Origin of the sequence: Marinobacter sp. MDS2 (assembly GCF_030718085.1) — a bacterium.
Taxonomy (GTDB): domain Bacteria; phylum Pseudomonadota; class Gammaproteobacteria; order Pseudomonadales; family Oleiphilaceae; genus Marinobacter.
The window spans coordinates 1,047,970-1,073,170 of record NZ_JAVAJF010000001.1 but is presented as its reverse complement, the minus strand read 5'-3'; the positions used below and the strand labels follow the sequence as shown (position 1 = coordinate 1,073,170).

The window sequence follows — 25,201 nt, the reverse complement described above, 5'->3', positions numbered from 1 at the left end:
TTCTGCACGCCTCGGGATGTGGGTAGTTTCAGCAATGGGGGTTATTTGATGGGCTCGTCATCAACTTCCGTGACGAACTGAAGCTCGAGCGGATCGACACCATCAAGATGTACCAGGAACTGGGGATCACCGCCCTTTATATTCAGGAAACGCCAGTGGCCATAGTCGCCAGATGTGCCGTCCGTTTCGGTAAACACCAGAGCGCCTGATGTGCTGACCTCCCAAGTGCCCGCTACGTTGTCTTCACCGGAACCGCCAAAGTACATTTCGCCCTTACGGCTGTCATTTTCGGTATAGAGATCTACTGTGATCCGGGAATCTGTGGAGAACTCCAGGTCGTAAACACCCTCTTCGCCGGGCTCTACCAAATCGCTGAAAGCGAAGAAATAGCTGTCTTTAGCCATCTCGCCCGGGTAAAGGTCGGCTTCGACGTATGCCGGTTTGGTGTCGCCTTCGAAATCCCGGAGATCAACCGCATAACGGCCCAAACGCACCATGGTGAAGGTGCCATAATCGCCGCCGTTTTCGGTGAGGGTCAGTTCGCCCGTGGAATGCACGGTGGCGGGGCCGTTTACCGGGCCGTTGCCATCGTTGGCCGGGTTGTCGTAAAAACCGCCCGGGCCGTCCAGATCCACGGTAACGTTGCTGACCGCAAAGGTCTCGCCGTCATAGCTGTAGTTACCCCATTCCGAGGAAACGCCTACAGGGCTGCTGCTGCCGTAAGTCTCTTGATTCAAGTTGTGTGCAATCACGTAATGGTTGTCGTCCAGAATGGTCAATACGTTGTGAGCGTTCTGGCCGCCAATTTCTCCCTCGCCAAGGTACCAACTGCCCACCAGACTATTGCGCTCGTTTCGGATCGGTTCGAAGACAATTTGTTCGTTATCACCGGCCGAGGTGAGTTCCAGACCGCCGTTCACCAGTTGCATGGTCCAGGTGGCGGTTTCACTGACGTCTGCCAGGCCGCCGCTGCGGTCGGAATCGCCGAGGACGGTCAGGTTAAGGTCACCTGATGCGTTGTCCCAAGCGTAGGTGCCGTATTCGCCAGTGCCCGCTTGCTGGTCACCGTCGTCGGCATCGCGATGCACGATCAGATATTGGTCGCCGTTGAAGAAGGTCAGAACGTTTACGTTGCCGTTTGGCTCAACGAACTTCCAGCTTCCGGTGAGTTCGCCATTCTGCGACTCTTGGAAGTGGGCTATCGCAGCGGTTTTGTCGATCAGGGTTTTGCTGGTGTTCTGAAGGGCTGTATTGGCCTGGGTTTCGAAGTCTGATTCGCTCAGGCTCGGGTCCAGGGCAACATCTTTGAGGGCAGTGTGCACGGCTGGCGTGATGTTAATGCCGTTAGCCGGGTTGCCGTCGTCGTCCAATGTTTGCAGCAGGCGCAAAATATTGACGACCGTTTGGTCTTCATTCCAGTTGGTGGTGCCGCTTCCCATGTCGACGGGAGTGATACGCCCTGTCGCTGTTACCGGTGGCAGGTTGATGCCACCCACGCTGAAGGTGACCGTGTCACCGGATTGGTATTCGTATTCGCCTAGGTTGTTGGTTTGGCCTGTTTGTCCGCTGGGGGATGTTGCATAGTTAATACCTGCCACGGCACTGTCAACGAACACGCCGGTTTCGTTTGCGCCGGCGGGCGGGGGTGTTGATGATGAGCCGCCGCCGGATGAGCTGCTGCCGCTGCATCCCGTTAAGGCGATGGAGGAAATGACTGCTGTGAGAGCCCAGTTCTTGAATTCTTTCATAAAAACTCCTTTTTAAGAAAACTGCCGCTGAAGGGGCTCTGGCAAACTAACATGGATAAACTTTCATAAACTGCCCCCATTTGGGGGGAGGTAATTAGGAAAGCGAATGATAAAGAAGACCAAAAATTCCTATGTGCAAAGAATACTGCGGTTCTTTCTTTGGTGCGCCGCAGGTGCGGTCGCATTGGTTCTAGCAGTGATTTTATTGTTTCGGTTTGTAAACCCGCCTACGTCCGCGTTTATGTTGGGTTACCAGCTGAGTGATGAGAAGCCTGCGCTGCAGCACGAATGGGTGCCTCTGTCTGACGTTTCCGAGTGGATGGCGCTGGCGGTGATGGCCAGTGAAGATCAACGCTTTTTAGAACACCATGGAGTCGATTTTCAGGCTGTGCATAAAGCTGTTTCGGAATATCAGGCCGGTGAGGGGCTGCGGGGTGCCAGTACCATTACTCAGCAAACGGCCAAGAACCTGTTTTTATGGAATGGCCGGAGCTTCGTACGAAAGACCATTGAAGCCGGGCTGGCGCTGACGATTGATGCACTTTGGCCAAAGCGGCGCATTCTTGAGGTGTACCTGAACATCGCCGAATTCGGCAGGGGGGTATACGGCGTTCAGGCGGCCAGCCGAGCCTATTACGGTATTCCGGCAGGGGTGTTGTCAGCTCGACAGGCTGCGCAGCTGGCGGCCGTGTTGCCCAACCCCAAGGTTTTGAGCGTGAGTGCTCCCTCGCCTTATGTGCAAGAGCGCGTAGCGTGGATACAGAGGCAGATGGGGCAGTTGTCGCGGTGGGGTTATCTGGATGCGCTTTAAGGCATCCAGATAAGTGGCGCGTGTTAACCGATGAGTGCAGGCGTCACCACTGCGCCGCCGACAAGCAGCGCCACGAAGAGCAAACTCGCCAGAACAAACGGCTTCATGCCCAGCTGCCGAAGAGCTTCGATCCGCGTTTGAAACCCGAGAGCGGCCATCGCCATGGTCATGGCGATTTGGCCGGCAAGCACGAGCGTACTTTGGGCTGTTTGTGGCAGGTGCAGCAGGCTGTTTAAGACGACTACAGCAACAAAGCCAAACGCGAACCAGGGAATGGTGATCTTGCTTGTTGTCGCGGCCGCATTATCGGTTTTATTCCGCTTGCGGGTCCAGATCTGGCCGATGATCAGCAGAAACGGAACCAGAAGCATCACCCGAACCAGTTTTACGATGACCGCATTGGCCATCGCCTGCTCACCAACCGCATTGCCCGCGGCCACCACTTGCGCCACTTCGTGGATGGTGGACCCAATGTAGATGCCGTAGAGCCCTTCATCCCAACCCAAAAGCGGAAACATCATCGGATAGATGAACATGGCGAGGGTGCCGAACAATACGACTGTGGCAACCGCCATAGAGGTTGCTGCGGGTCTTGCTCGAATGGCGCCTTCGGCGGCCAGTACGGCAGCCGCACCGCAGATAGCGCTACCGGCGCTGGTAAGAATGGCGGTGTCGCGATCCAGCTTCAGCCACCGAGTGCCCACCCAATAGCCTGCCGTGGTAATCGTGAGAACAACCAGGGTGTCCAGCACCAGAATCATCGGCCCCAATCCCACCAACTGCTGCACCGTGAGAGAAAACCCGAAGAGTACGATGCCTGTCCTTAACAGCCAGCGCGACGCAAAGCCAAGCCCGGCTGCGGTGCCTTCCAGCTGTTTTCCAACGCGGAGGTTTCCGGCCACGAGGCCGAGTATTAACGTAAACACCAGTGGCCCGAGGCCGGTTTTCTGAACAGGAGGCAGCGCTGCAAGGCCGTAGCCTGCGGTGGTAAGCAATGCGCACACGCCTAATCCCCTAAACATTTTGCGATACTCCTAACTATTTGGAATATCGTTATTCTATTTGTTAGCTAAGTATTCGGGAAATGCTTGTTTTGCGTTTCTGAAATCGATTTTTTGGATGTTTTGTTTATATTTCAGACAATTTATTTCCAATTCCTATAGTATGGAAGCTTAGGTTGGTAAATAAACCGAAGTGGACGGGGTAAATATAATGAGTAAGAAGAACGAAAAATCGACTTTAACGTCAGCCACGATTGAAGAGCAGACCGCAGCGTTTCTGAAAGCGGGTGGCACCGTCGAGCAAGTAGGTAAGGGTAAGAGTGGGCAAACGTTCCCCACCGGTTCAAGGCAGATCAGTCTGAAGAAGTAATAACGTATTCTGATTGCAATAAAAAAGGCAGCCTAGGCTGCCTTTTTTTGATCACGTTTTGCCTGTTATTTACAGGGCAACAACGTTCTCTGCCTGAGGGCCTTTCTGGCCGTCAGTTACGGTGAATTCTACTTGCTGGCCTTCAGCCAGAGTCTTGAATCCGCCGCCTTGAATAGCGCTGTAGTGAACAAAAACGTCTGGGCCGCTTTCACGAGTGATAAAGCCAAAACCTTTTGCTTCGTTGAAGAACTTAACGGTGCCGGTAACTGTAGACATAATATATAACCTGATTTTAATCAATAATTTGCTGCCAAGAGATCGTTGTGATCTTTGATCAGCGGAATGCGGAAACATGAACACGTGCAGGGTCAAAAACAGGACTAGAAGTATGACTACTTGAAAGGTCTTATTCGTGAAATGCTTTGCTTAATCTTTCCAACGAGAGACAAGGTACGCGAATTCAGAGGCGTTGCAAAGTTTTTTTACAATTATTTTCTAAACTGCATTCGATGATGTTGAGTGAGCTCGGTAGGCCGACACGGTGCTTTTTGAGGATTTTATCGGTGTAGAAGCGGTCAACGTAGTTGAACGAGGCCACTTTGCAGTGGGAGTCGTGGGTCCATTTGCTATGATCGGCCGCGAGTAGGCGGGTTTGGGTGTTGGCAATGATGGCCCGGCTGACTTCCGCTTCGCGAATTTCGTGATCCATCAGGCCATTGACCAGATCCATGCTGCCGGTACTGACAATGCCGAAGTCGGTGGTGAAAGAGCTGAAGAAGTTTGTCACTTCCGGTCCTACCACATCGTGATGGGCGTGGCGGTATATCCCCCCCGATACAATCACTTCAATGCCGGGGTTCCCCGAAAGCGCGGCCGCCACACGGAAGTTGTTGGTTAATATGCGCAGTGCCTTGTGCCCGATCAGCGCCTGGGCGATCAGTTCTATCGTGCTGCCCACGCCCAGGCTTACCGTGGCACCTTCCGGTATGTCGGTGGCAATACGATGGGCGATAAGCTGTTTGGCCCGAACGTTGGCAACCGGTTCTTCAGGGAGAGGCGCCAGAGCAGGCGCAGGCTTGGCCGGTAGGCTGACGCCACCGTAGCGGCGCCGTAATAAGCCTTGCTCGCACATTTTGTTAATGTCGCGGCGGATGGTTTGCGTGGTCACGCCAAAACGCCGGGCGATGTCTTCAACTTCGACATGCTCCTGTTCATGCACCCATTCAAGGATGCAACGCTGACGTTCTTTGGCGCTCATTCCACTCCGTGCTCAATCAGTTGTGATGTTGCAGCCATATCTCTGCCATTTCAGCAAAGCCCAGTCCGGATGGCTGGCTGGCAATGGCGGCTGGTTGGTGCCTCATCACGGGTAAATGCTTGCGGATATTAGCGACCCCGACACTCATTGGAAAGTTTCGGAACATGCTTTCGTCGTTCGGCGCATCGCCGATGAAGACAGCGCGTTTCTGCAAAGCCTCGGTGTCCAACCCCAATAATTCTTGCCCCACCCGAAGGGACATGGTGGATTTATCGAACTCGCCAATCCAGATGTTGATGTGGATAGAGCTTTGGCGAACGCTGAAACCCTGCGCAACCAGCGGGTCGTGAATGGCTCTCACCTGTTCCGGTGTGAGCGATTCCTGCTGGTTGTAATCCACCGCCACATCCACGAAGCGGAAGCGTTGGTCGGTTGCCAGCTTGGGTTCGAAGTCCAGTTCCAGCGCGCCAACGGCGTCCAGAATGGTTTGCTGGTCACGGCGGTGTTTGGCTTCGTTTTCCCAGAAGTGCCAGGCAATCGTCTGCGGAGCTGTGCGCTCACCATAGAAAGCGCCGCCTTCGCCAATCACCGCTTTAACGGGCCAGGTGCGGATGATCTGGTCGCACCAGCCTGCACAGCCACCGGTTACCGGGATGATGCTAATGCCGGATTCGGCCAAACGGCAGAGCGCAAGATAGGTTTCTGGCAAGAGCCGGCCACCGGTGGTGAGTGTGTCGTCCACATCGGTGAACAGAATGTCGGCAGTGCCAAAATCGATTAGGTCTTTCATAGAAGGGAGATTCCAGTTCACAGCGTGAGTGCTTGCCGCCCAAAAGGGTTCAGACGACAAGCACTTCAAGGTCAGATCACTTTCTTGCGCAGGACGCTGGTCAGCGCCTCGCCTAAAATGACCAATACAACAATGGCAAGCAGGATGGTTGCAACGGTTTGCCAGGCGAACATGTCGATGGAGCCTTGCAGCAGTACCCCGATGCCACCGGCGCCCACCAAACCCAACACCGTGGATTCACGGATGTTGATGTCCCAGCGCAGAATGATGATGGCGAAGAAGGCCGGCATCACCTGGGGCACAATCGCGTACAGCATCACTTTCATCTTGCTGGCACCGGTCGCCTCCATGGCTTCAACCGGGCGCCGATCGATTTCTTCAATGGCTTCGCCCATTAGCTTGCCGATGAAGCCTACAGAGCGGAACATCACCGCCAGAATACCGGCCAGTACACCGGGGCCGAAAATGGCCACGAACAACAACGCCCAAATGATGGTGTTCACCGAGCGGCTTGATACCAGAATAAACCGGCCAATCCACAGGGTAACCTTGTTCGGTGTGGTGTTTTGCGCGGCAATGTAAGACACCGGCAAGGCGATTAAGATAGTCAGCATGGTAGACAAGGTGGCGATGTGGACGGTTTCCAGCATCGCGGAGAAAATCGCCCCCCATTTGCTGAACTCCGGCGGCCACATGCGCCCCGCGAGGCTTTGGATCTGGTTGGGTGCATCCCACACCCAAGGCCAGAAGATGTTGATGTCGCTTACCGCCCAGACAACGGCGATCAGGGTGACCAGGTAGACCACATAGCGCGTAAGCTGTTCTTTACGGTTGTAACGCGACCACACTCGGTCGGTCAGTTTAGCTGCGTGATCTACCATACTTTTTTCCTCACCCATCCGCTTAAGCCTTCACTGACCAGAATGATTGCAATGATCATCAGCAGAATGGCAAAAGCGAAATCGTAATCGTAACGTCCGAACGCGTTCATCAAGGTGCCACCGATACCACCGGCACCGACAATGCCAACCACGGCAGAAGCGCGAAGGTTACTGTCGAGCTGGTACATAGAAAGGCCGATCTGGCGTGGCATAATCTGCGGGAAAACCCCATACACCAGAATCTTCATGTAACCCGCGCCCACGGAACGCATGGCTTCTACCTGGCCCCAGTCGATTTCTTCAATCTCTTCCGCCAGTAGCTTGGCCACAAAGCCGATGGAATACAGGGTCAGAGTAAGAATGCCTGCCATGGGGCCAAAGCCCACCGCTGCAACAAACAGAATGGCGACAATCACCGGATGAAAGCTGCGGGAAACGATGATTAACGTGCGGCCTAACAGGTAAACCGGCAACGGTGAAACGTTGCGCGCGGCCATCACCGCAATGGGGACTGACAGCAGAACCCCGAGCATGGTAGCCAGGAAGGCGATCTGGAAGCTCTCTTTAAAGCCTGTCCAAAGCAATTCGGCCCGCTCAAAGCTGGGCGGGACGGCGCCGCCAAAAATTTTGCCAGCACGGGGCAGGCCTTCGGCGATGCGTTGCCAGTCAAACGGCAGAGTGGAGAACGCCCAGTACAAGTAGGCCAGGATGATCACACCCAATCCATAGCGAATCCAGGGATTGGCTATAAAAGGGGGCTTTTTCCAGACTCTGCCCGACGTTGCATCGGATGCAGTTCGGCCGGATGTCATGCGGAAGCCTCCTCGGTTGGGGATGCGGGTTCACCGGCATCTTCTTCCGGGGATTCAATGCCGCCGTAGATGGCGTCCAGCGCATCCTGATTGAAGTCTTTAGGTTCACCGTCAAAAATCATTTGGCCGTGACGCATACCGACAATGCGGTCGGTGTACATGCGAGCCTGAGTGACGTTGTGAATGTTGATCAGAACAGGCAGCGACATTTCATTGGCCAGGCTTTGCAGCAGGCTCATGATTTGTTGCGAGGTTTTCGGATCCAGCGAGGCGGTGGGCTCGTCGGCCAGAAGAATTTCAGGTTCTTGCATCAGGGCTCGAACCACAGCCACACGCTGGCGCTCACCACCAGAAAGCTGATCTGCACGTTTATCGGCGTAATGGGCGATCCCAACACGTTCCATCAGACTGAACGCGCGGTCGATATCCGATTGCGGGAAGCGGCGAGTCAACGCCTGAAAGAAAGACACGTAACCCAAACGCCCAGAGAGCACGTTTTCCATGACGGTTAAGCGATCAATCAGGTTAAACCCCTGAAACACCATGCCGATGCGTCGGCGGGAATGGCGCAGTTCGCTGCCACGCAGATTGACCAACTCGTGGCCGTTCAGCTTGATTGACCCCGAGGTTGGCTCGACCAACCGGTTGATGCAACGCAGCAGGGTGCTTTTACCGGCACCGGAGGCGCCGACGATGGAAACAACACTGCTCCCCTCGACCGTTAAATTCAGGCCTTTAAGCACAGGTTCGTTTTGCCCGTAACGTTTTACGAGGTTGGTAATCTCTAGCATGTGGTTAACTCCGGGGAGAGCCTCTGGCGCGCGGCCAGAGGCTCCTGGTCTGCTTATTTGAGGTTTTCGCGGGTGTACTGGACGCCGTTAGAGGCTTGAATGGTACGAATGACCTTCCAGTTGTCTTTGTAGTTGATGGGGATGAAGGTTTCTACGCCTTCGAATTCTTCACCCAGCTCAGTGCCGGAGAACTTGAAGGTGTAAAAGGCTTCACGGATCTTCTCAACCAAATCCGGGTGCAGGTTGTGCGCATGGTTGTATGACGTGGTCGGGAAACGGTCGGATTCCCAAACCAGGCGCACGTCTTCGGTGTCGTAAAGGCCACGAGCGGCCATGCGCTCTACCACTTCAGACGCGACCGGAGCAGCGTCATAGTCTTTGGCAACAACGCCCAGCATGGATTGGTCATGGCTGCCGGAGAAGGTGATTTCATAGTCTTCACCTGGCACTACGCCCAATTCCGGGAACAGAGCGCGTGGCGCCTGGTTGCCGGAGTTAGAGGTTGGCGAGGTGTGGGCAACACGCTTGCCTTTCAGATCTGTGATTTCATGAATGTCGGAATCGCTGTGGGTATAAACCTGCAGGGAATAACCGAACTGGCCTGAATCAGAGCCCATCAGCGCAAAAGGAACGGCGCCGGCCAGGTTAACCGCAAACGGCGTCGGGCCTGTGGAGAAGCCCGCAATATGCAGACGGCCACTGCGCATGGCTTCTACCTGAGCGGAGTTAGACTGAACGGCAAAGAAACGAACATCACGGCCGGTTACTTCCGACAGGTGATCGATGAACGGCTGCCAGATGTCCGAGTAGATAGCGGGGTCTTCAACCGGAGTGTAAGCAAAAATCAATGTGTCGGGATCGTTCCACTGCGACTTGTCTTTGGGCAGGTCGGCAACCATGTCGCCGTTTTCGTCGCAATACAGCGTATCCAATGCGCCCCTTTCGCAGTCTGCCAATGCCTGACCGCTAAAGCCTGTCATCAAAACGGATGCCGCCAAGGCAGCAGTGGGCAGTACCCCGGGAAGTTTTTTCTTCTGGAAATTCATTGTGATTCTCCGTGGGGGAGCGGTCCATGCGTTTTTACTGAACATCTGGGAGGGCCGGCTCCATTGGTTTTTATTTCTAGATGTTCAATTGAACATTTATGGTAACAGCATACGTCTATTAGGCAAGATAGTTCGTTTCTGAGATCACGGGAGAATAAATCGAAGAGAGGCAGAGAAAGGATGGAGGGCGGGGTGCCCTCCATTGTTAGCTAGGCGAAGTCATACTCTCCGCCTTTTTCCAGCGCAGTTTGGTAAGCCGACCGGGCGTGCACGCGTTCTACCCAAGCGGTAATATTGGGCCGGTTCTTGCCAACGATGCCGCGAGCAACCGAGGCTTCCAGCGGGAAACTCATCTGAATATCCGCCGCGCTGAGGTTATCCCCCAGGAACCATGTGTTCTTCGCTAGATGGGCTTCGACAAAATCCAGGTGGGTTTTGATCATCGGACCAATGAAGATTTCATTGGTTTTGTCTGAGATGCCTTTCGCCACAGGCTTGATAAAGAAGGGCATCGGGCTGGTTTTTACTTTCTCGAACACCAGGCGCATCACCAGTGGTGGCATCAGGGAGCCTTCGGCGTAATGCAGCCAGTAGGTGTAATCCAGCCAGGCCTGGCCACCGGCTTCTGGCAGCATGGTGTCTTTGCCGTAGGTGTGGGCGAGGTATTCGATAATCGCGCCCGATTCCGCCACCACCAGATCACCGTCGGTAATCACTGGCGATTTGCCCAGCGGATGCACTTTCTTAAGGCTTTCCGGCGCCAGCATGGTTTTGGCATCGCGCTCGTAACGTTTAATCTCGTACGGCACGCCCAACTCTTCCAGCATCCAGAGAATGCGCTGTGAGCGAGAGTTGTTCAGGTGATGGACGGTAATCATGCAGGACTCCATTTGCATTGGAATTAAATGAGGAGCGATAGAGTAGTCCGAAACGGCTTGTTTGGATCACCTCACCATGCCGAAGATTAGGTCAACGGCCTGCATGATACTGTCGCTGCAACAGTTGAATCGCTTCAGCCTGTTCCGGAAACGGGCCTTCAACCGTAACGTTTGGCACTACGCTATTAATGGGCAGTGTTGCTACCGGTGGCTGAGGCAGGTCCATCTCGTTCAACCAGGCGCTTAGCTGCTCTGAAGAACTGGCGTAAACGATGCGACCGAGGCCTACCCAGCCGTGAGCAGCGGCACACATGGGGCAATGCTCGCCAGAGGTATATACGGTGGATTCGGCACGCTCTTCAGGTGTCATGTTGGTAGCGGCCCAGCGCGCAATGGCAAACTCGGGATGCTGCGTACTATCACCGCCGGCGGTGAGGTTGTGGCCTTCGTACAATACATTGTCGTTTGCATCTACCAGCACCGACCCGAATGGCGGGTTGCCGGACTCTAGCGCTTCTGCAGCCAGTTCAACGCATCGGTCCAGATAATTGATGTCAACTTGATTACTCATAACGTGCTCCTTTTTGTCCTGAACACCAGCAGTTGGTTATTTGCAGGCATCGAATGATTTTCTGACAGGGTTAACCCCACATTTTCCGCCAGTTTACTGATATCTTCCAAATCCCGGATGCCCATGTGGGCCGCATTGGCCTTCAAGTGCTGATCAAATTGCGCATTACTTGCACTGGTATAGCGGCCCTGACGGTTGAATGGGCCATACAGACAAAAGGCACCTTCCTTGGGCAGGCGCTCGCCTATGTTGCGGAACATGTGATCGACCTCTTTCCAAGCCATAATGTGGGCTGTGTTTGCCGAGAATGCCCAGGTGAAGGATTCGACGGGCCAAGGGGGAGTGGCCACGTCCAGTTCGAGCACCGGTAGGATATTGGGTAACGCAGCGTGTGCCAACCGAGGGCGACACGTATCCGCCGCCTGTGGATGGTCGGTCGGTTGCCACTGAAGATGAGGCATGGCAGTGGCGAAATGCACGGCGTGTTGGCCGGTACCTGTGCCCACTTCCAGCACCTTACCTGACGCAAGAAAGATTTCTTGAAGCTTTTCGAGAATCGGTGCTTTGTTGTTCTCGCAAGCTTGAGAATAAGGAAAGTGGGCGGACATTAAGCGACATCTCCTTTTGCTGGGTACAATGGTTAGATTATGCGTGTGAAGTGCTGGAAAAAGCGAACCGGCCGTTGTAATACCTTATGATTTTTCAGGATGTTGGTGAAACCTTGCGACATCCATCTCGGAGATTACGATGAACGAAGACTGGCTAAAAGCATTGCCCAAAGCGGAGCTGCACCTGCATCTGGAAGGTGCTCTTGAGCCCGAACTGATGTTTACACTGGCCCGGCGTAATGGCATTGAGTTGCCGTGGAGCGATGTTGACGCGCTGCGCCAAGCTTATTCCTTCAATAATCTGCAAGAGTTCCTTGATCTGTATTATCAGGGCGCCAACGTGCTGCGCACGGAGCAGGATTTCTACGACCTCACTTGGGCTTACCTGCAAAAATGTCACGAACAGGGTGTCGTGCATGTTGAGCCGTTCTACGATCCTCAAACCCATACCGAGCGTGGCATTCCCTTTGAGGTGGCGATTCATGGTATCAGCGGCGCCTTGCGCGATGGGCGTGAACAATTGGGTATTTCCAGTGGGCTGATCCTCAGTTTCTTGCGACACCTGTCAGAAGACGACGCTTTCCGAACCCTTGAGCAGGCGATGCCGTTTCGTGATCAGTTCTTTGCGGTGGGGTTGGACAGCTCCGAACAGGGGAATCCACCCAGCAAGTTTGAGCGGGTGTTTGCCAAGGCACGGGCCGAAGGCTTGCTGGCGGTTGCTCACGCGGGTGAAGAAGGGCCACCCGAATACATCTGGCAGGCGCTGGATCTGCTGAAAGTGAGCCGTATAGATCACGGTGTGCGTGCCGCAGAAGATCCGAGATTGCTCGATAGGCTGGCGGATGAGCAAATTCCGCTAACCGTGTGCCCTCTATCGAACACCAAGCTGCGAGTGTTCCCGGACATGAGCGAACACAACATTCTGGAGTTGTTGGAGCGCGGCTTGAAAGTCACCGTGAACTCGGATGACCCATCCTATTTTGGTGGCTATGTGCTGGAGAATTTTGTGGCGCTGCGAGACGCCTTGGGGATGACCGAAGAGCAGGCCCGCAAGTTGGCGCAAAACAGCATGGATGCGCGGTTGGCCTTCTAAACCCATTGTGCAGGGCTTATCGCCACATAGACAATGGCCGCCATCTAACGTAACGGAGTAATCAGATAGATGGCACGAGTAACGGCACACGATGGCGCCAAGCTGAAGGTACGGGAAATTGGCCGGGGACCGGTGGTTATCCTGCTTCATGGCTTTGGCATGGAAAGCCGCCACTGGTTGCCGATTGTGTTGCCGTTGGCGCATAAGTTCCGGTTCGTACTGCCAGACTTTAGAGGGTTTGGCGGGTCGTCTCGGCTGAGCTGCAGTGAATCTTGTGTGCTGACCAGCCACGCCAAGGATCTGGATGCCGTGATCCGTGCCTATAGTCACGGCAAACCGGTTGGTTTGGGTGGTATCTCCATGGGGGCCAGCACGTCACTGCGTTATATGGAAATGTTCGGCACCGACGCTATTCGGCATTACGTCCATATTGATCAGGCTCCGCGTATATCTCATGCCCCGGATTGGCCGTGGGGCATTTTCGGAGAACAGGGCCCTGAGCGAATCCGGGGCTGGCAGCCGCTGCTGGATAAAGTGTCGAAGATTGATCCTCAAATACCCTATGAAGCTCTACCCCTATCCCTGCGAAAGCAGTTGCATGAGAATTTGGCCGGTTTCATGGGAGCGGCGCTGAGTCGCAACTGGATGAAATGGAGCGCGGGGCAGCTCATGCGGGTGCCGCAAATTTCTCGTCAGCTTGTGCCGTTGGATAACTGGTACACCCTGTATCAGCACATGCGGGCCTACACAGAGCGGGAGTATGACTTTCGGGGGCTTTTGCCAACTCTGGACGTGCCGACCACGGTGATCGCGGGCCGTCGTTCGGAAATGTACCCTTGGGAGGGGCAGGCGCGCATGGCCGCTGCGCTGCCCAACGCAAAGTTGGTCACTCTTGAAAACAGCGGGCATGTGCCGTTGATTGACCAGCCAATCGCCAGTATCAGAACGCTGGGAAAAGCGTTCGGATAAGACGTTCAGGCTAAATGATCGGGTGCCGGGTTATTCAGCGGGCGCCCACAATCCCTGCAATTGCCCCAGCAGTGAAGAGCCGATGCCTTGGTTGCCCAAGAAGCCGAGAACCACCGGCACAAATTGCTGCACCATAGCGGCATCCATTCCCAAGGCCGAGAAGGCTGACTGAACGCCTTCCATTGAAGAGATGTTGGAGAGCAGGCCTTCGGCCAGGCCGCCACCGCTACCGCCGCCCAGAAGGCTGGATAGGCCAGAGGTTTCGCCGCTCAGGTTGTTGATCGCGTCTTGGCCGAGCTGATTTTGTGCCAACTGCAAAAGGGCTCCGGTGCCCCCGACGGCTTGTGCTTGAGTAACACCCAGCTGATTGGTGAGCTGGCCCACGAGCTGCTGGGCTTCGCCACTGACTTCTGTGGTTGGCGACAGCGCCATGGCACCGGTGTTCAATGCATCGTTCAAGCCAAAGGCACTGGCGTTGGGTGCAAGCAGGTAGATACTGGACACCAGAAGAAACTGTTTGAGGATTGCATTCATGCGAGGGATCCTGATTTTGGAGTGTGCGGGCGAATGCATTTTATATTGGGGCAATCAGAATCTTTTTACAGTGCAGGAAACCGAAACATTCCTAAATGGTAATGAGGGGCCGGATTTTGGTTTTTAAATCAGTGCGCTTATGCTGTTGCTCAGGATGAGCTACTAGGATGGTATCGAGCATGGTTGAGGCGATTCTGGCGAACGGTTTGCTGCAAGTGTTGTTACTCACCCTGATGGCCGGGGCGGCTATGCCATTGGGGGCAGCGTTGGCATCGGTGGAGCGTATTCATCCCGACTGGCTTGAATCCGAGCTGCATCACAGCGTGATTGCGTTCGGGGGCGGTGCGTTGTTGGCGGCCGTGGCGTTGGTGCTGGTGCCAGAGGGAAGCGCTAATCTGGCGATTCCGGCGGTTGTCGCCTGTTTTGCGGCAGGCGGAATCACCTTCATGCTGATCGATCGCTGGCTGGCGGCGAACGGTACCTCTGCAAGCCAGTTGGTAGCCATGCTGACCGACTTTGTCCCGGAGGCGTTGGCGCTGGGGGCTACGTTTTCGGTCTCCAGCGAAGGCGGCGTTCTGCTGGCTGGCATCATCGCGCTGCAGAACTTGCCAGAAGGATTTAACTCGTATCGTGAGCTGACCCGTTCCACCGATTACGGTCGGCTGAAAATCGTGGGTGGTTTTGCCTTGATGGCGCTGCTGGGGCCCGTGGCTGGTGCTACCGGCCATTATTTTTTGTCGGACTCCCATCAGTTAGTGTCCGGAATTATGTTGTTCGCGGCGGGTGGCATTCTCTACATTATCTTTCAGGACATTGCCCCGCAGGCGCGTCTGGAAAAACATTGGGGGCCGCCTTTGGGCGCTGTCGCCGGTTTTATGTTGGGGGTAATCGGCGAGATGTTGTTATCCGGGTAGGGCGCCGGCCCACGCTTTTGGGTATTATTCGGGCCTTCATACCCCTCTTTCCGATATTGATAGCACAGGAGCCCGACGATGGCAGAAACATCACTCAAGGAACAGCTTGGCACGGCAGTAAAAGAAGCCATGCGTAATAAAGATCGTGAGCGGCTGGTTACCTTGCGGATGGCTCAGGCGGCGGTGAAGCAGATCGAAGTGGATGAGCGCCGTGAGATCTCTGACGATGAGGTTCTGAAAGTACTCGACAAGATGCTCAAGCAGCGTCGCGATGCTGCCAGCCAGTACGATGACGCTGGCCGCACTGAATTGGCCGATAAAGAACGCGCGGAAATGAAAATCATCGAAGAGTTCATGCCGGCTGCACTGACTGACGAAGAGTTGGCAGGATTGATCCGTGACGCGGTGAGTTCAACCGGTGCTCAGGGCATGCAGGACATGGGTAAGGTGATGAACGAGTTGCGCCCCCAGGTTACCGGACGGGTGGACATGGGGCAGCTGAGCCAAAAAGTTCGGGCTGCTCTGGCATAAATACAGGCCGAAAGGTCGCATTCCCACAAGGAATTCGTAATGAGCGATAACCCGTTAGCCCAGATTCTCGAGATGGATGGCGAGGAACGATACGACTATTTTCTGGATGCCGTGGTGGAAGAGCGCGAGCTCTGGATACTCGTTAATTCAGACAATCAATTTCTTAAGATTGTGTCCGAAGAAGATGGCGTTGGTTATCTCCCGGTATGGCCAGGTGAGGATTTTGCGGCCGACTACGCCTGTGGTTCCGGTGATCTCGCGCCGAAATCATTGTCACTGCCGGACTTCTTCAAGAAGTGGGTGCCCGGCCTAAGCCGCGACAAACTCGAGGTTGGCGTGTTCCCCGGTGCTGACAGCGAACTCTGGATTACCGAGCCCGAAGCACTGAAGAGCGATCTTCAGGAAGTGTTGTCCGGTTCGTTCTGAACGGGAGATTAAAAAGTCCTCATTTCAGCGTTCGATCCTTGTGCTAGATTGAGGTTAGCCATCCGCATTCACTCGCGGGTGGCGAAGCCGAAATAGCAGTAATCGATACTGATAAGGAGGCACGAAATGGAAGCAAAATCGGATAAGACTGAGTACGATCAGGTTCGCGAAGATCTGAAGAAACTTCAGGAAGATCTTTCCACGCTCGCCAAAAGTGTGGCTGATGGCCAGAAGGGCAATATCAGTCATCTGCGGGATGAAATTCGAAGGGAAAGCCTTGCCGCATTCGATCAGGTAAAGCAGCGCGGTGATGAAGCGCTGACCCGGGCCCGGGATGCCAGTGGCAAGGCAGTTGAGAGTGTGGAACATAAGATTGAGGAGCGGCCCTTCCTAAGTATTGTGCTTATGTTCCTTGCCGGTGTGTTGGTTGGTCGGTTTCTGGACCGCTGATCATGCCTGATTCGGATTGGTTGCAAGGCGCCCTGCGCAAAGCCATCGCAGCTTTTTTAGGCTTTATGTTGGGTTTTGTGTTGCTGGTTGCCTTGTTGCTCACCGGCTTTTACTTGCTCGTCAATGCCGCCACCTTAGCGCTGACCCCTTGGTTGGGAGTGGCCGGCGCACTGGCGGTGACGGGCTTGTCCTGCCTACTGTTATTGTTCCTCTTTTTCTACCGGATGACACGCCCCTTGCCTTCGAAGCCTTCGGATGGCTCGAGCAGTGGCCAATCGAGCCGCTCCCCCGTCGAAGCTATGAAACGGCTCATTCAGAAGAACCCGTTGGAAGCGGCGTTGGCGGCCTTTGCCCTTGGTGTGCTTGAACAAGGGGACCCGCGCATGAAGTCCCTGTTGATGCAAGGTGGCATGGCGCTGGCGAAGGAGGCAGAGCGGCAACAGGGGGATGGGGGGGCAGAGAATGAGCCCACGGAAGCGGCGAACGACGCGGCCGACAGCTGAGGTTCGCCAGGATTTACGCAGCTGCCTATATATCCCGTTCCTTAAGCGTGTTAAAACGTCGCCTTGCGAGGGTTGGCATTCTTTGGCGAACCTGGGCGCACGTTCATTCATCAGGATTTCAGCATGTCAGACAAATTTTTCTACAAAGGCCGACAAGACGCACGTCAGCATCATACGGCCTACGGCGGCTTTAAAACCAACGCCAGCCAAAAGAGTGGCAGCGAGAAGTTCCCGTTATCCTTGGTGGTGACCAGTGAGGCTCGTAAAGATGAGGTAGAAGCCCAGGTGGCTGAAGCCAATCTTTACGCCAACATTACGGTTGATACCCGTGAAGGCGCCGTCGAATCGATTGGTGAATTAACCGCGATTTTGAACAAGGGCGAGACGGTTACGGTAACTAAAACGCCTTCGCGCAATGATCCGTGCAGCTGTGGCAGTGGGCTGAAGTTCAAGAAGTGCTGTGGTTAAGGCCGTTTTGAAATTGGGAAAGTTTCTATGACGATTTGTGGTGTTGAACTGAGTGGCAGCGATGCCGTCATCTGTATGCTGAGTCTGGAACGTGGCCAGTTCAGTTTGCCGGAGTGTAAGGTGCGCAAGTTGTCGCTGCCGAAGAACCACACCCGCGAAGACTTGCAACAGTTTCAGAAGGCGTTTGCTGAGTTGATGGCGGAACACGGGGTCACCGGCGTTGCTATCAAAGAACGAATGCCAAAAGGCAAATTTGCCGGCGGCGCGATCAGTTTTAAGCTCGAAGCAGCGATTCAGCTGATTGCTGATGTGCAGTTGGACGTAAGATTGCTGACGCCGGCGTTAATCAAATCTACGCTCGCGTCCAAGCCGCTGCCGATTCCGTTTTCTGACACTGGCCTGAAGGTGTTTCAGGAAACGGCGTTCACTGCAGCCTACGTTGGGCAGATGACGAAATAAGCGGGTGATGTCCCCTCAAGTATGGAGCGCAAATGGCGAGAGCCCCCATTGAAGCGAGGCAACGAGCAACGCTTGCACGGCTGGATAAGTTCAGCCGCTATACCGACAGCAGTATTGGTATTCCCTTCACCAAGTTCAAAATCGGTGCAGAGGCCATTATTGGCCTAGTGCCGGTGGTGGGTGACGCAGCGGGTCTGGTACTGGCCAGTTATGTGCTGGTGGAAGCCCAGCGAGCGGGGGCAAGTAAGAGCGTCAAACTGCGCATGCTCCGGAATATGGGCATCGACTTTGTGGGTGGCTTGTTGCCGGTATTCGGCGATGCCTTTGATGCGATTTTCAAAGCGAATACTCGCAATACGCGGTTGCTGAGAAACTATCTGGAGAAGCAGCTTGAGATAGAGCCGCCTGCGCCGCCATTCCCATGGAAAACGCTGATTTGGCTGTCTGTGTTGTTTGCCGTGGTAACGGGTGGGTTAACCCTGCTGTTCTAAAGTCCGCCTGGAGCTAAAGCTCCGGGCGGACGTAACGGCCGCGGGTTATTTTTTCAGAAAGGTAAGAAACGCACCTGCAACGGTGATCGCTGCGCCGCCAATCAGATACCACATGGTTTCGTCAGTGAAGCGTCCGCTGACCGCTTCGGTGAGCTGGTTTCCAACGGACTGAGTGGACTGGTAGCCGAAGTACAGCAAAATGACACCAACAACCAGCAGTACAATTCCAATCAACTTTGAGCTTCCCATTGCAGACTCCTTGTAGCGTTACTGTTTGATTCTGAACTTCTATTTTCAATTAGTACCAGAAGGTATAGTCACAAAACAACGCGTTTGCAGGCCTTTTTTTCTTTAAAACAGCCCAAGCTGGGGTTTTGAAATCTCTACAGGGAGTGGTTCAAGGTGCGGAATTTGCTCACGCAACAACTCTGTCCAGAGCTCGGCCAGCGCAACCGCGTGCGCGTTGTCAGGCATGTGCATGAATACATAGGGTTGGACACCAGATTCTAGCCAGCTCTTTACTCGAGTGACCCAGGGAGCTAGAAAGTCCCGGTTGGTTTCCAGATCAGGGTGGCCGATGTAGCGGATGACCGGTGGCGCATCGCTGGGCAGCAGGTGGACAGGAACCCGGGGCTTTTTACGTTGGGCATCGACAATCACATCGTTGTCGGGGATGGCGGAGAACACCGCCCGGCTGTCCATGCATACGCGGGCCAGTTTGCGCTGGCGCAGCCCCTGATTCAGTGCCTTCTCTTCTTCGCCTTTGGCAAAGAACGCCGGGTTTCGTACTTCTACAGTCCAGTCCAAGGTGTCTGGCGCCGTATCCAGAAAACGCCAGAGTTGCGGGAGTCGGCTCGGGCCAAAGCTTGCCGGTAATTGCAGCAGCATCGGCCCAAGGACATCTGACAATGGCTCGACCACATCCAGAAACGTTTGTAGCTCTGCCCCAACGCCTGTGAGCATGCGCTCGTGTGTCAGTGCTCGGGGTAACTTGAGCAGAAAGCGGAAATCATCCGGCACTTGTTTGCGCCATTGTTCGCATTGCGCTTGACTGGGAGTTGCATAAAAAGTGGTGTTGCCCTCAACGGTATTGAACACCTGAGCATAGCGGGCGAGAGGGGATACTCCGGGTGGTAACTGTGTCGCCCAGTTTGGGTCTTGCCACTGCGGGCAACCGAGGTAGTAGGGCAGAGGCATTTAAATCTTGACCTTTCCTCTAAGCGCCTTGGTTTTACCTTTCTGAGTTTTCTTATCCACGCGCCGGCGTTGGGAGCCTTTGGTCGGGCGGGTTGGTCGCCGTGCTTTTTGGATTTTCACCGCTTCTAAGATAAGTTCTTTCAGGCGCTCTAGCGCGTCTTCTTTGTTGAGTTCCAGGGTGCGGGAAGACTGTGCCTTGATGATCACAATCCCTTCTTTGCTGATACGTTGGTCGGAAAACGCCATTAGCCGCTCTTTATAGAAAGGCGGCAACGATGAGCGCTGAATATCGAAGCGAAGGTGTACCGCAGAGGCCACCTTGTTGACGTTTTGGCCGCCGGGGCCTTGGGCTCGAATCTGCGTGATTTCGATTTCCCAGTCGGCAATTTCTACGGCATTGGAGATTTTCAGCATAGGGCATACATAGTTGGTGGGATGAACAGCTTCCGCTTCCTGTTAGTATCATCCTACGCAATCAGTCACCCGATCAGAAGTGGTGAAACAGCAACGGAGCGCTTTATGAAGGTTATGGTTCTGGGTTCGACCGGGTTAACGGGTGGTTTGTTAGTCAAGAAGCTGCTGGGTAATCCCGCTATTACGACCGTGGTGGCGCCGGTGCGCCGGCCTTTGGAGTGGAGCCACCCGAACCTAGAATTACCGGTCATCGATTTTGATGACATGGAAACCCATGCAGGGCTATTCGATGTTGATGTGCTCGTGTGTTGCTTGGGCACCACCATAAAAAAAGCCGGTTCTCAAGAAGCGTTCCGCAAGGTGGATTACAGCTACGCCCTGAATGCTGCGAGCTTGGCTAAAGAAGCGGGCGCGAAAGCCTGCATTTTGATGTCGGCCATCGGGGTGTCTTCGCGTTCCTCCGTGTTTTACAACCGGGTGAAAGGCGAGCTGGAAGACGCCATTCGGGCTGTGGAGTTTTCGTATCTATCCATTTATCAGCCAAGCCTGTTGCTTGGCCAGCGTCAGGAGCATCGTACGGCAGAGGCTCTGGGTATGGCAGTGATGCCGGTCGCCAACCGTGCCTTGATAGGGCCGATGCGCAAGTACCGTGCGATAGAGGCGGAGACGATTGCTGCGGCCATGACGAACGACATTTCTCGCATCGATGCTGGCCGCAGCGTTGGTGTAAACGTGTCTGTACGACAGTATTCAGACATAGTGGCGTTAGCGGGCTTTTAAGCGAGCCAACACTTTTTCTCCACTGCTTGCTTCATTATCGATGCCCGCCGCTTTCAGACGGGCGTTCAGATTCCCGTTGTTTTGTTCCTCATCCAGTTCGGTCAAGGCGGCCTCTACGTCTTCGGCCTCCGTTTGGCGGGCGCGAATTCGGTCGGCTGATACGTTCAATTCTTCCATGTGACTGTGCAACCCTGTTGCGTGGCCCCGAAGCTGGCGGGTGACCTGTTCGGCGTGTCGATTGGCTTTCGCTAGTCGCATTTCACTGTGGAAATGTTTCAGTGCCCGGCCTGAATCCCGCAGCTGGCGGCGCAGTTGGCTTTCCTGTTGTTGTAGCTTGGCGTGCTGTTGTTGCTGGCGTTGCAGGACGGTTTCGTCCTCGGCAATCAGGTTAGCCAGCTCCAGCGCCAAGGCCTCTTCATTTTGTTCCAATGCCTGACTGGCTTGCTGCTCCCGTTTGTTAATGGCAGCTTGCAGGCCGGTGTTGTCGCGTTCCAACCGGGTTTTTTCGGCCATCAGGTGCGCCAGCTCCCGTTTGGAGCGGGCAATGGCTTGTTCGGCATCCCGCAGTTCCTGTTCGAAGATGCGTATGTCGTTAGCCTCTACCAGCTTTGCCACCGGTTCGTGGGCCGATGCCCGAAAAAGCGTGTTCAGTTTGCGCCAGATGCTCATGGTGTTACTCCCCGTATTCTTTCAGCAGCTGATGGGTGCGAGCTTCGGAAATTCGGTTCGCAATTCGGCTCTGCTCGTGTTCATCGCGAAGTGTTTTCGACAGCGTGATGGTGGTGCTGACGAGAAACAGGGCGCTGATCGCCATATAGCCTTTGATCACGATATCCACCGGCGCCAGCACCACGCCCGCGGCGGCGGCAAACAGTGCAATCGCAAATGAAACCTTCACAAAAAATACCCAGGAGTTTGAGTTGCTCTTCAGTTCGCTATCCATGATGTCTTCCTCATTGGCTTTGTTGTTGGGACAACCGAACTGTGCGTTATCGCTGGTTACGCAGCGAGTGATTCCCTAAAAGTATTGGCGGTGTATCTGTGGGGTATCGAATAATGCTACCTTCTGAGATTAAAACTCGATGGGAGATGAATTCATGGCGCAAACCAGTGCCATTGTCGGCGAGCTTAAACGACAACTTCGGTCTCATGGCCTGACCTATCAAGACGTGGCGGATGCTTTGGGGCTGTCAGAGGCGAGTGTTAAGCGCCTGTTTTCAGAGAAGCAGTTTTCGCTTAAACGCCTTGACCAAATTTGCACGCTGATGGGCATGGAAATCAGCGATCTGGTACGCAAGCTGGCACCAGAGCCTAAAGTCGAGCAACTGAGCCAAGAGCAGGAACAGGAACTGGTGTCGGATGTGCGTCTGTTACTGGTCGCCGTCTGCGCCATGAATCGTTGGCAGTTTCAGGAAATTCATCAGGTTTACGAGCTTTCAGAAACTGATCTGATTGGCCATCTCGCCAAGCTCGATCGAATGGGTGTACTGGAGCTGCTGCCCGGGAACCGCTTCAAGCTGTTGGTTAGCCACGATTTCGCCTGGCAGCCAGGCGGACCAATTCAGAAGTTTTTCGAAGCCGAGGTGCAGCAGGATTTTCTGAAGTGCCGGTTTAACCACCCCGGAGAGCTGAGGCTGTTCGTAAGCGGTATGCTCTCTACCCAATCGAACGAAGTGGTTCAGCATAAGCTTAAGCGGTTGGCGCTGGAGTTTCGACACTGCCATGAAGAAGACCTGGCGTTGCCTTTAGAACATCGGTTTGGCGTGAGTCTGTTGATGGCCATGCGGCCTTGGGAGATCGAGGCTTTTGACAGTTTTCGGCGGCCGGAGGCACTTAAGGATTACCCGCCGTATAGCCGTTGATGTCAAATTGGTCTGATGCGTCGAACGCGACTGTATCGCGCTCGGAGCTCTGGAGCGTTATCTGTTAGTATCCAGACACTTAATAAATAGAATATTCCTGTATTTGGAGAGTTTAAAACGTGAAGACTTTTGTACTTGCTTCTATCGGGGCTGCAAGCCTCCTTCTGAGCGGCTGCCAAACCTCGTCGTATATGGCGACAGCAGCAACGGATGGCGACGGCGTTACCTGTAGCGAAATCTATCAGGCTTTTGAGTCATACAGCCAGGATCGGCAGTCCGCCGAAGCGCTGACAGAACTCAGTCGAGCGGTGAACCCAACGGCCGCCAACTACGCCGAAATGGGTGTTAATCAGGCTTCCAAGTACTACGAGCAGATAAAAGCCAGCGCGAACGTAGCTCTGGCGATGCGTGGATGTCAGCCTGTTAATTAATTCATGTTGCCTGTTGGAGGCTTGTTTATGACGGCTCAAACCGTTTGGATCACCGGCGCGTCGTCGGGTATTGGTGAAGCGCTGGCGCTTCAGTTTGCGAAAGATGGCGCAGGGTTGGTGTTATCTGCCCGTCGCGAAGATGAATTGAAGCGCGTGGCCGCCCGTTGTGTTGAGGCGGGTTTGCCCGAAGATAATATTTTGGTGCTGCCTCTGGATGTCACAGACTGGGCTTCTCACGAAGCGTCCACGCAAACGGTAGTGGATCGCTTTGGGGCGATTGATCTGTTGGTGAACAACGCGGGCCTTTCGCAAGGTTCGTTGTGCGCGGAGACCGACATGTCGGTGTATCAGAAACTGATGGATGTGGATGTGATGGGCCAGATTGCCCTGACCAAAGCGGTGCTGCCACACATGCTGAAGCGGGGTAGAGGCCATCTGGCTGTCACGGCCAGTGTTGCGGGAAAGGTCGGTGTGCCGAAGATGACCGGGTATTGCGCCGCCAAGCATGCAATGGTCGGCTTTTTTGATGCTCTGCGGGCGGAAGTGGAAACCAGTGGTTTGCACGTGTCTACCATTCTGCCGGGTTTTATCCGTACCGATATTGCGAAAAACTCTTTGTCTGCCGATGGCACGCCAATTGGCGAAACAGACGATGACGTAGCGTCAGGCATGGACGTGGATGAATGCGCGGCCGTTGTCTTCAAAGGCCTGAAAGCCCGCAAGCGTGAGATTCCGGTGGGTAAGGGCAAAGAAATGGCCGCGCTCTGGGTGAAGCGGCTGTCTCCTGAGCTGATCTTCCGCCTGACACGGCGTGCCAAACGCTAATTGATAAGCGAGTTTCTCTGATGAAATTTCCCATTGTTACGGTGACTCTGGTGGTGGCTGCACTGGGCTATGTGTTCTGGAATCAGACGCAGCCGGATGCCACTCAGGTTGAGTCGTCGGATTTTGCCAATCTCGCTGCCAAGCCGGTGGACCGAAGTGCCGTGGTGGACCTGGCCATTTCGCGGATTTCAGATCTGTGCGAAGAAACGACAGCGAATGCGGAAGACGCGAATGCACACGAGGAATGTGTTGCCCAGGCCGAATCCCGAACGTCATCTTGCCGCCGCGCTGTGTACGACCGGTTCCCGGACAAGGTGCGGTCGGATGCGGTTTTCAGGGATATTACGATTACCACCATGAATTGTCTGGTGCGCCAAACGGGCATTGTGCAACCTTGATTTGGTGGCCGGGCGTTTGACGGCGTTGCCGAAAATCGGCGCAACCTATACAGTTAACAAACGCTCACTTTATAAAATGAATTGGATGAGGATACCGCGGTGACCGATCTCGTAACTTACGAACTGAACGAAGGGATTGCCACAATTACCCTGAACAACGGCAAAGCCAATGCGCTGAGCCATGATGTGTTTACAGCGCTGAACTCGGCACTCGACCGTGCTGAAGAAGACAAGGCAATTGTCATCCTGACGGGGCAACCGGGCATGTTCTCCGGCGGGTACGACCTGAAAGAAATGCAGAAAGGCATAGAGGCCGCCATGGCTCTGGTGAAAGTGGGCTCAACGTTGACTCGTCGCCTGGCCGCCTTCCCGACGCCGGTGATTGCCGCTTGTGGTGGCCACGCGATTGCTAAAGGCGTGTTTGTGCTGTTGTCAGTCGATTACCGTATTGGCGTTGAAGGTAACTTCAAACTGGGCCTGAACGAAGTCGCCATTGGCATGACCATGCACCATGCCGGTATTGAAATCGCTCGTCACCGTATGCCTGCGCCGTATTTCTATCGCTCTGTCGTGAATGCCGAAATCTTCAATCCCGAAAGCGCGACCGCTGCCGGTATTCTGGATGAAGTGGTGGCTCCTGAGCAGCTGATGGAGCGTGCAAAAGCCGTTGCCGCACAGTACAAGCAGCTGAACATGCGCGCCCACAAGCAGACCAAGCTCAAAGTGAAGGCTGAGTACCTGGCCACACTGGACCGTGCCATCGAGCAAGACGCAACCAAGTCTGATTTGATGGGGTGATGTGTTTGGGCGGCCGTTGCGACAGCGGCCGCCTGACGCACCCTTGGTCAAATTACCGTCATAATTCCCAAACCCAGTAATACCAAGCCTTCC

Annotated in this window: 36 protein-coding genes; 18 read left to right on the top strand and 18 right to left on the bottom strand. The window is 54.5% G+C overall.

Annotation, left to right across the window (positions count from 1 at the left end):
* Positions 1-41: 41 nt before the first annotated feature.
* Positions 42-1,748, bottom strand: coding sequence for a hypothetical protein (locus tag Q9245_RS05115; protein ID WP_305896136.1), 1,707 nt, complete (start codon positions 1,746-1,748; stop codon positions 42-44).
* A 106-nt stretch (positions 1,749-1,854) separates the two neighbouring features.
* On the opposite strand from Q9245_RS05115, the gene mtgA reads away from it, so the two are divergent.
* Positions 1,855-2,559, top strand: coding sequence for a monofunctional biosynthetic peptidoglycan transglycosylase (mtgA, locus tag Q9245_RS05110; protein ID WP_305896135.1), 705 nt, complete (start codon positions 1,855-1,857; stop codon positions 2,557-2,559).
* Positions 2,560-2,582: 23 nt separating this feature from the next.
* Here the strand turns inward: mtgA and Q9245_RS05105 are convergent, their stop codons facing one another.
* Positions 2,583-3,581, bottom strand: coding sequence for a YeiH family protein (locus tag Q9245_RS05105; protein WP_305896134.1), 999 nt, complete (start codon positions 3,579-3,581; stop codon positions 2,583-2,585).
* Positions 3,582-3,771: 190 nt separating this feature from the next.
* Here Q9245_RS05105 and Q9245_RS05100 point away from each other — a divergent pair, with 190 nt between their 5' ends.
* Positions 3,772-3,930: a hypothetical protein gene (locus Q9245_RS05100; RefSeq protein ID WP_247059262.1), complete on the top strand. Its 159-nt coding sequence runs from the start codon at positions 3,772-3,774 to the stop codon at positions 3,928-3,930.
* 69 nt (positions 3,931-3,999) lie between these two features.
* Here Q9245_RS05100 and Q9245_RS05095 read toward each other — a convergent pair whose 3' ends face one another.
* From Q9245_RS05095 to Q9245_RS05050, 10 genes are all read right to left on the bottom strand, one after another.
* Positions 4,000-4,206: a cold-shock protein gene (locus tag Q9245_RS05095; RefSeq protein WP_199006208.1), complete on the bottom strand. Its 207-nt coding sequence runs from the start codon at positions 4,204-4,206 to the stop codon at positions 4,000-4,002.
* A gap of 184 nt (positions 4,207-4,390) precedes the next feature.
* Positions 4,391-5,188: a DeoR/GlpR family DNA-binding transcription regulator gene (locus tag Q9245_RS05090; protein WP_305896133.1), complete on the bottom strand. Its 798-nt coding sequence runs from the start codon at positions 5,186-5,188 to the stop codon at positions 4,391-4,393.
* Between the two features lie 16 nt (positions 5,189-5,204).
* Complete coding sequence (locus Q9245_RS05085; protein WP_305896132.1) at positions 5,205-5,978, bottom strand: HAD-IIB family hydrolase; 774 nt, start codon at positions 5,976-5,978, stop codon at positions 5,205-5,207.
* Between the two features lie 71 nt (positions 5,979-6,049).
* Complete coding sequence (gene phnE, locus Q9245_RS05080) at positions 6,050-6,859, bottom strand: phosphonate ABC transporter, permease protein PhnE (RefSeq protein WP_305896131.1); 810 nt, start codon at positions 6,857-6,859, stop codon at positions 6,050-6,052.
* Entirely contained in the window at positions 6,853-7,671 is an 819-nt protein-coding gene (gene phnE, locus Q9245_RS05075) for a phosphonate ABC transporter, permease protein PhnE (RefSeq protein WP_305896130.1), read from the bottom strand. The genes phnE (Q9245_RS05080) and phnE (Q9245_RS05075) overlap by 7 nt, the downstream gene beginning before the upstream one ends.
* Positions 7,668-8,462: a phosphonate ABC transporter ATP-binding protein gene (gene phnC / locus Q9245_RS05070; protein ID WP_305896129.1), complete on the bottom strand. Its 795-nt coding sequence runs from the start codon at positions 8,460-8,462 to the stop codon at positions 7,668-7,670. The genes phnE (Q9245_RS05075) and phnC overlap by 4 nt, the downstream gene beginning before the upstream one ends.
* A 53-nt stretch (positions 8,463-8,515) precedes the next feature.
* Entirely contained in the window at positions 8,516-9,508 is a 993-nt protein-coding gene (gene phnD, locus Q9245_RS05065) for a phosphate/phosphite/phosphonate ABC transporter substrate-binding protein (protein ID WP_305896128.1), read from the bottom strand.
* Between the two features lie 209 nt (positions 9,509-9,717).
* Entirely contained in the window at positions 9,718-10,386 is a 669-nt protein-coding gene (locus Q9245_RS05060) for a glutathione S-transferase family protein (RefSeq protein WP_305896127.1), read from the bottom strand.
* A gap of 91 nt (positions 10,387-10,477) precedes the next feature.
* Positions 10,478-10,957: a nucleoside deaminase gene (locus Q9245_RS05055; RefSeq protein ID WP_305896126.1), complete on the bottom strand. Its 480-nt coding sequence runs from the start codon at positions 10,955-10,957 to the stop codon at positions 10,478-10,480.
* Positions 10,954-11,565 (bottom strand): DUF938 domain-containing protein, encoded by a 612-nt coding sequence (locus Q9245_RS05050; RefSeq protein ID WP_305896125.1) that lies wholly within the window; start codon positions 11,563-11,565, stop codon positions 10,954-10,956. The genes Q9245_RS05055 and Q9245_RS05050 overlap by 4 nt, the downstream gene beginning before the upstream one ends.
* Before the next feature lie 139 nt (positions 11,566-11,704).
* Between Q9245_RS05050 and Q9245_RS05045 the strand changes: the two genes are divergently transcribed.
* A complete protein-coding gene (locus Q9245_RS05045) occupies positions 11,705-12,658 on the top strand; it encodes an adenosine deaminase (protein WP_305896124.1) in 954 nt (317 codons plus the stop codon).
* A 69-nt stretch (positions 12,659-12,727) separates the two neighbouring features.
* On the top strand, positions 12,728-13,627 hold the full coding sequence (locus Q9245_RS05040) for an alpha/beta fold hydrolase (protein WP_305896123.1): 900 nt from the start codon (positions 12,728-12,730) through the stop codon (positions 13,625-13,627).
* Between the two features lie 30 nt (positions 13,628-13,657).
* Here the strand turns inward: Q9245_RS05040 and Q9245_RS05035 are convergent, their stop codons facing one another.
* The gene (locus Q9245_RS05035) at positions 13,658-14,161 is read right to left on the bottom strand and encodes a DUF2780 domain-containing protein (RefSeq protein ID WP_305896122.1); all 504 of its coding nucleotides are present in this window, start codon (positions 14,159-14,161) and stop codon (positions 13,658-13,660) included.
* 179 nt (positions 14,162-14,340) lie between these two features.
* On the opposite strand from Q9245_RS05035, the gene Q9245_RS05030 reads away from it, so the two are divergent.
* From Q9245_RS05030 to Q9245_RS04995, 8 genes are all read left to right on the top strand, one after another.
* On the top strand, positions 14,341-15,075 hold the full coding sequence (locus tag Q9245_RS05030) for a ZIP family metal transporter (protein ID WP_305896121.1): 735 nt from the start codon (positions 14,341-14,343) through the stop codon (positions 15,073-15,075).
* Positions 15,076-15,153: 78 nt separating this feature from the next.
* Positions 15,154-15,606 (top strand): GatB/YqeY domain-containing protein, encoded by a 453-nt coding sequence (locus Q9245_RS05025; protein ID WP_305896120.1) that lies wholly within the window; start codon positions 15,154-15,156, stop codon positions 15,604-15,606.
* A gap of 39 nt (positions 15,607-15,645) precedes the next feature.
* Positions 15,646-16,032: a DUF2750 domain-containing protein gene (locus Q9245_RS05020; protein WP_305896119.1), complete on the top strand. Its 387-nt coding sequence runs from the start codon at positions 15,646-15,648 to the stop codon at positions 16,030-16,032.
* A 126-nt stretch (positions 16,033-16,158) separates the two neighbouring features.
* Entirely contained in the window at positions 16,159-16,482 is a 324-nt protein-coding gene (locus Q9245_RS05015; protein ID WP_305896118.1) for a YqjD family protein, read from the top strand.
* A gap of 2 nt (positions 16,483-16,484) precedes the next feature.
* Entirely contained in the window at positions 16,485-16,985 is a 501-nt protein-coding gene (locus Q9245_RS05010; RefSeq protein ID WP_305896117.1) for a hypothetical protein, read from the top strand.
* Between the two features lie 123 nt (positions 16,986-17,108).
* Entirely contained in the window at positions 17,109-17,453 is a 345-nt protein-coding gene (locus Q9245_RS05005) for a PBPRA1643 family SWIM/SEC-C metal-binding motif protein (protein ID WP_305896116.1), read from the top strand.
* 27 nt (positions 17,454-17,480) lie between these two features.
* A complete protein-coding gene (locus Q9245_RS05000; RefSeq protein ID WP_305896115.1) occupies positions 17,481-17,912 on the top strand; it encodes a DUF3010 family protein in 432 nt (143 codons plus the stop codon).
* A 32-nt stretch (positions 17,913-17,944) separates the two neighbouring features.
* Complete coding sequence (locus Q9245_RS04995) at positions 17,945-18,403, top strand: DUF4112 domain-containing protein (protein WP_305896114.1); 459 nt, start codon at positions 17,945-17,947, stop codon at positions 18,401-18,403.
* A gap of 45 nt (positions 18,404-18,448) precedes the next feature.
* On the opposite strand, the gene Q9245_RS04990 is transcribed toward Q9245_RS04995, so the two are convergent.
* The 3 genes from Q9245_RS04990 to arfB all read right to left on the bottom strand — a co-directional run bounded on the left by Q9245_RS04990 (position 18,449) and on the right by arfB (position 20,014).
* On the bottom strand, positions 18,449-18,652 hold the full coding sequence (locus Q9245_RS04990) for a DUF3185 family protein (protein ID WP_305896113.1): 204 nt from the start codon (positions 18,650-18,652) through the stop codon (positions 18,449-18,451).
* Positions 18,653-18,754: 102 nt separating this feature from the next.
* Positions 18,755-19,600, bottom strand: a complete 846-nt coding sequence (locus Q9245_RS04985; protein ID WP_305896112.1) for a DUF72 domain-containing protein — start codon at positions 19,598-19,600, stop codon at positions 18,755-18,757.
* Positions 19,601-20,014 (bottom strand): alternative ribosome rescue aminoacyl-tRNA hydrolase ArfB, encoded by a 414-nt coding sequence (arfB, locus tag Q9245_RS04980; RefSeq protein WP_114334276.1) that lies wholly within the window; start codon positions 20,012-20,014, stop codon positions 19,601-19,603.
* A gap of 105 nt (positions 20,015-20,119) precedes the next feature.
* Between arfB and Q9245_RS04975 the strand changes: the two genes are divergently transcribed.
* Positions 20,120-20,794 carry an NAD(P)H-binding protein gene (locus Q9245_RS04975; protein WP_305896111.1) on the top strand — a complete coding sequence of 225 codons (675 nt, stop codon included), beginning with the start codon at positions 20,120-20,122 and terminating at the stop codon, positions 20,792-20,794.
* On the opposite strand, the gene Q9245_RS04970 is transcribed toward Q9245_RS04975, so the two are convergent.
* Positions 20,780-21,463 (bottom strand): PspA/IM30 family protein, encoded by a 684-nt coding sequence (locus Q9245_RS04970; RefSeq protein ID WP_305896110.1) that lies wholly within the window; start codon positions 21,461-21,463, stop codon positions 20,780-20,782. The two genes, Q9245_RS04975 and Q9245_RS04970, sit on opposite strands and share 15 nt — an antisense overlap.
* 4 nt (positions 21,464-21,467) lie before the next feature.
* On the bottom strand, positions 21,468-21,737 hold the full coding sequence (locus tag Q9245_RS04965; RefSeq protein ID WP_114334274.1) for a YiaA/YiaB family inner membrane protein: 270 nt from the start codon (positions 21,735-21,737) through the stop codon (positions 21,468-21,470).
* A gap of 154 nt (positions 21,738-21,891) precedes the next feature.
* On the opposite strand from Q9245_RS04965, the gene Q9245_RS04960 reads away from it, so the two are divergent.
* The 5 genes from Q9245_RS04960 (at position 21,892) to Q9245_RS04940 (ending at position 25,108) form a co-directional block, all read left to right on the top strand.
* Complete coding sequence (locus Q9245_RS04960; RefSeq protein ID WP_305896109.1) at positions 21,892-22,656, top strand: helix-turn-helix transcriptional regulator; 765 nt, start codon at positions 21,892-21,894, stop codon at positions 22,654-22,656.
* 119 nt (positions 22,657-22,775) lie between these two features.
* Entirely contained in the window at positions 22,776-23,087 is a 312-nt protein-coding gene (locus Q9245_RS04955; protein WP_305896108.1) for a hypothetical protein, read from the top strand.
* A 27-nt stretch (positions 23,088-23,114) separates the two neighbouring features.
* On the top strand, positions 23,115-23,912 hold the full coding sequence (locus tag Q9245_RS04950) for an SDR family oxidoreductase (RefSeq protein WP_305896107.1): 798 nt from the start codon (positions 23,115-23,117) through the stop codon (positions 23,910-23,912).
* Positions 23,913-23,932: 20 nt separating this feature from the next.
* Entirely contained in the window at positions 23,933-24,310 is a 378-nt protein-coding gene (locus Q9245_RS04945; protein WP_305896106.1) for a hypothetical protein, read from the top strand.
* A gap of 99 nt (positions 24,311-24,409) precedes the next feature.
* Positions 24,410-25,108 carry a crotonase/enoyl-CoA hydratase family protein gene (locus Q9245_RS04940; RefSeq protein WP_305896105.1) on the top strand — a complete coding sequence of 233 codons (699 nt, stop codon included), beginning with the start codon at positions 24,410-24,412 and terminating at the stop codon, positions 25,106-25,108.
* Positions 25,109-25,201: the final 93 nt, after the last annotated feature.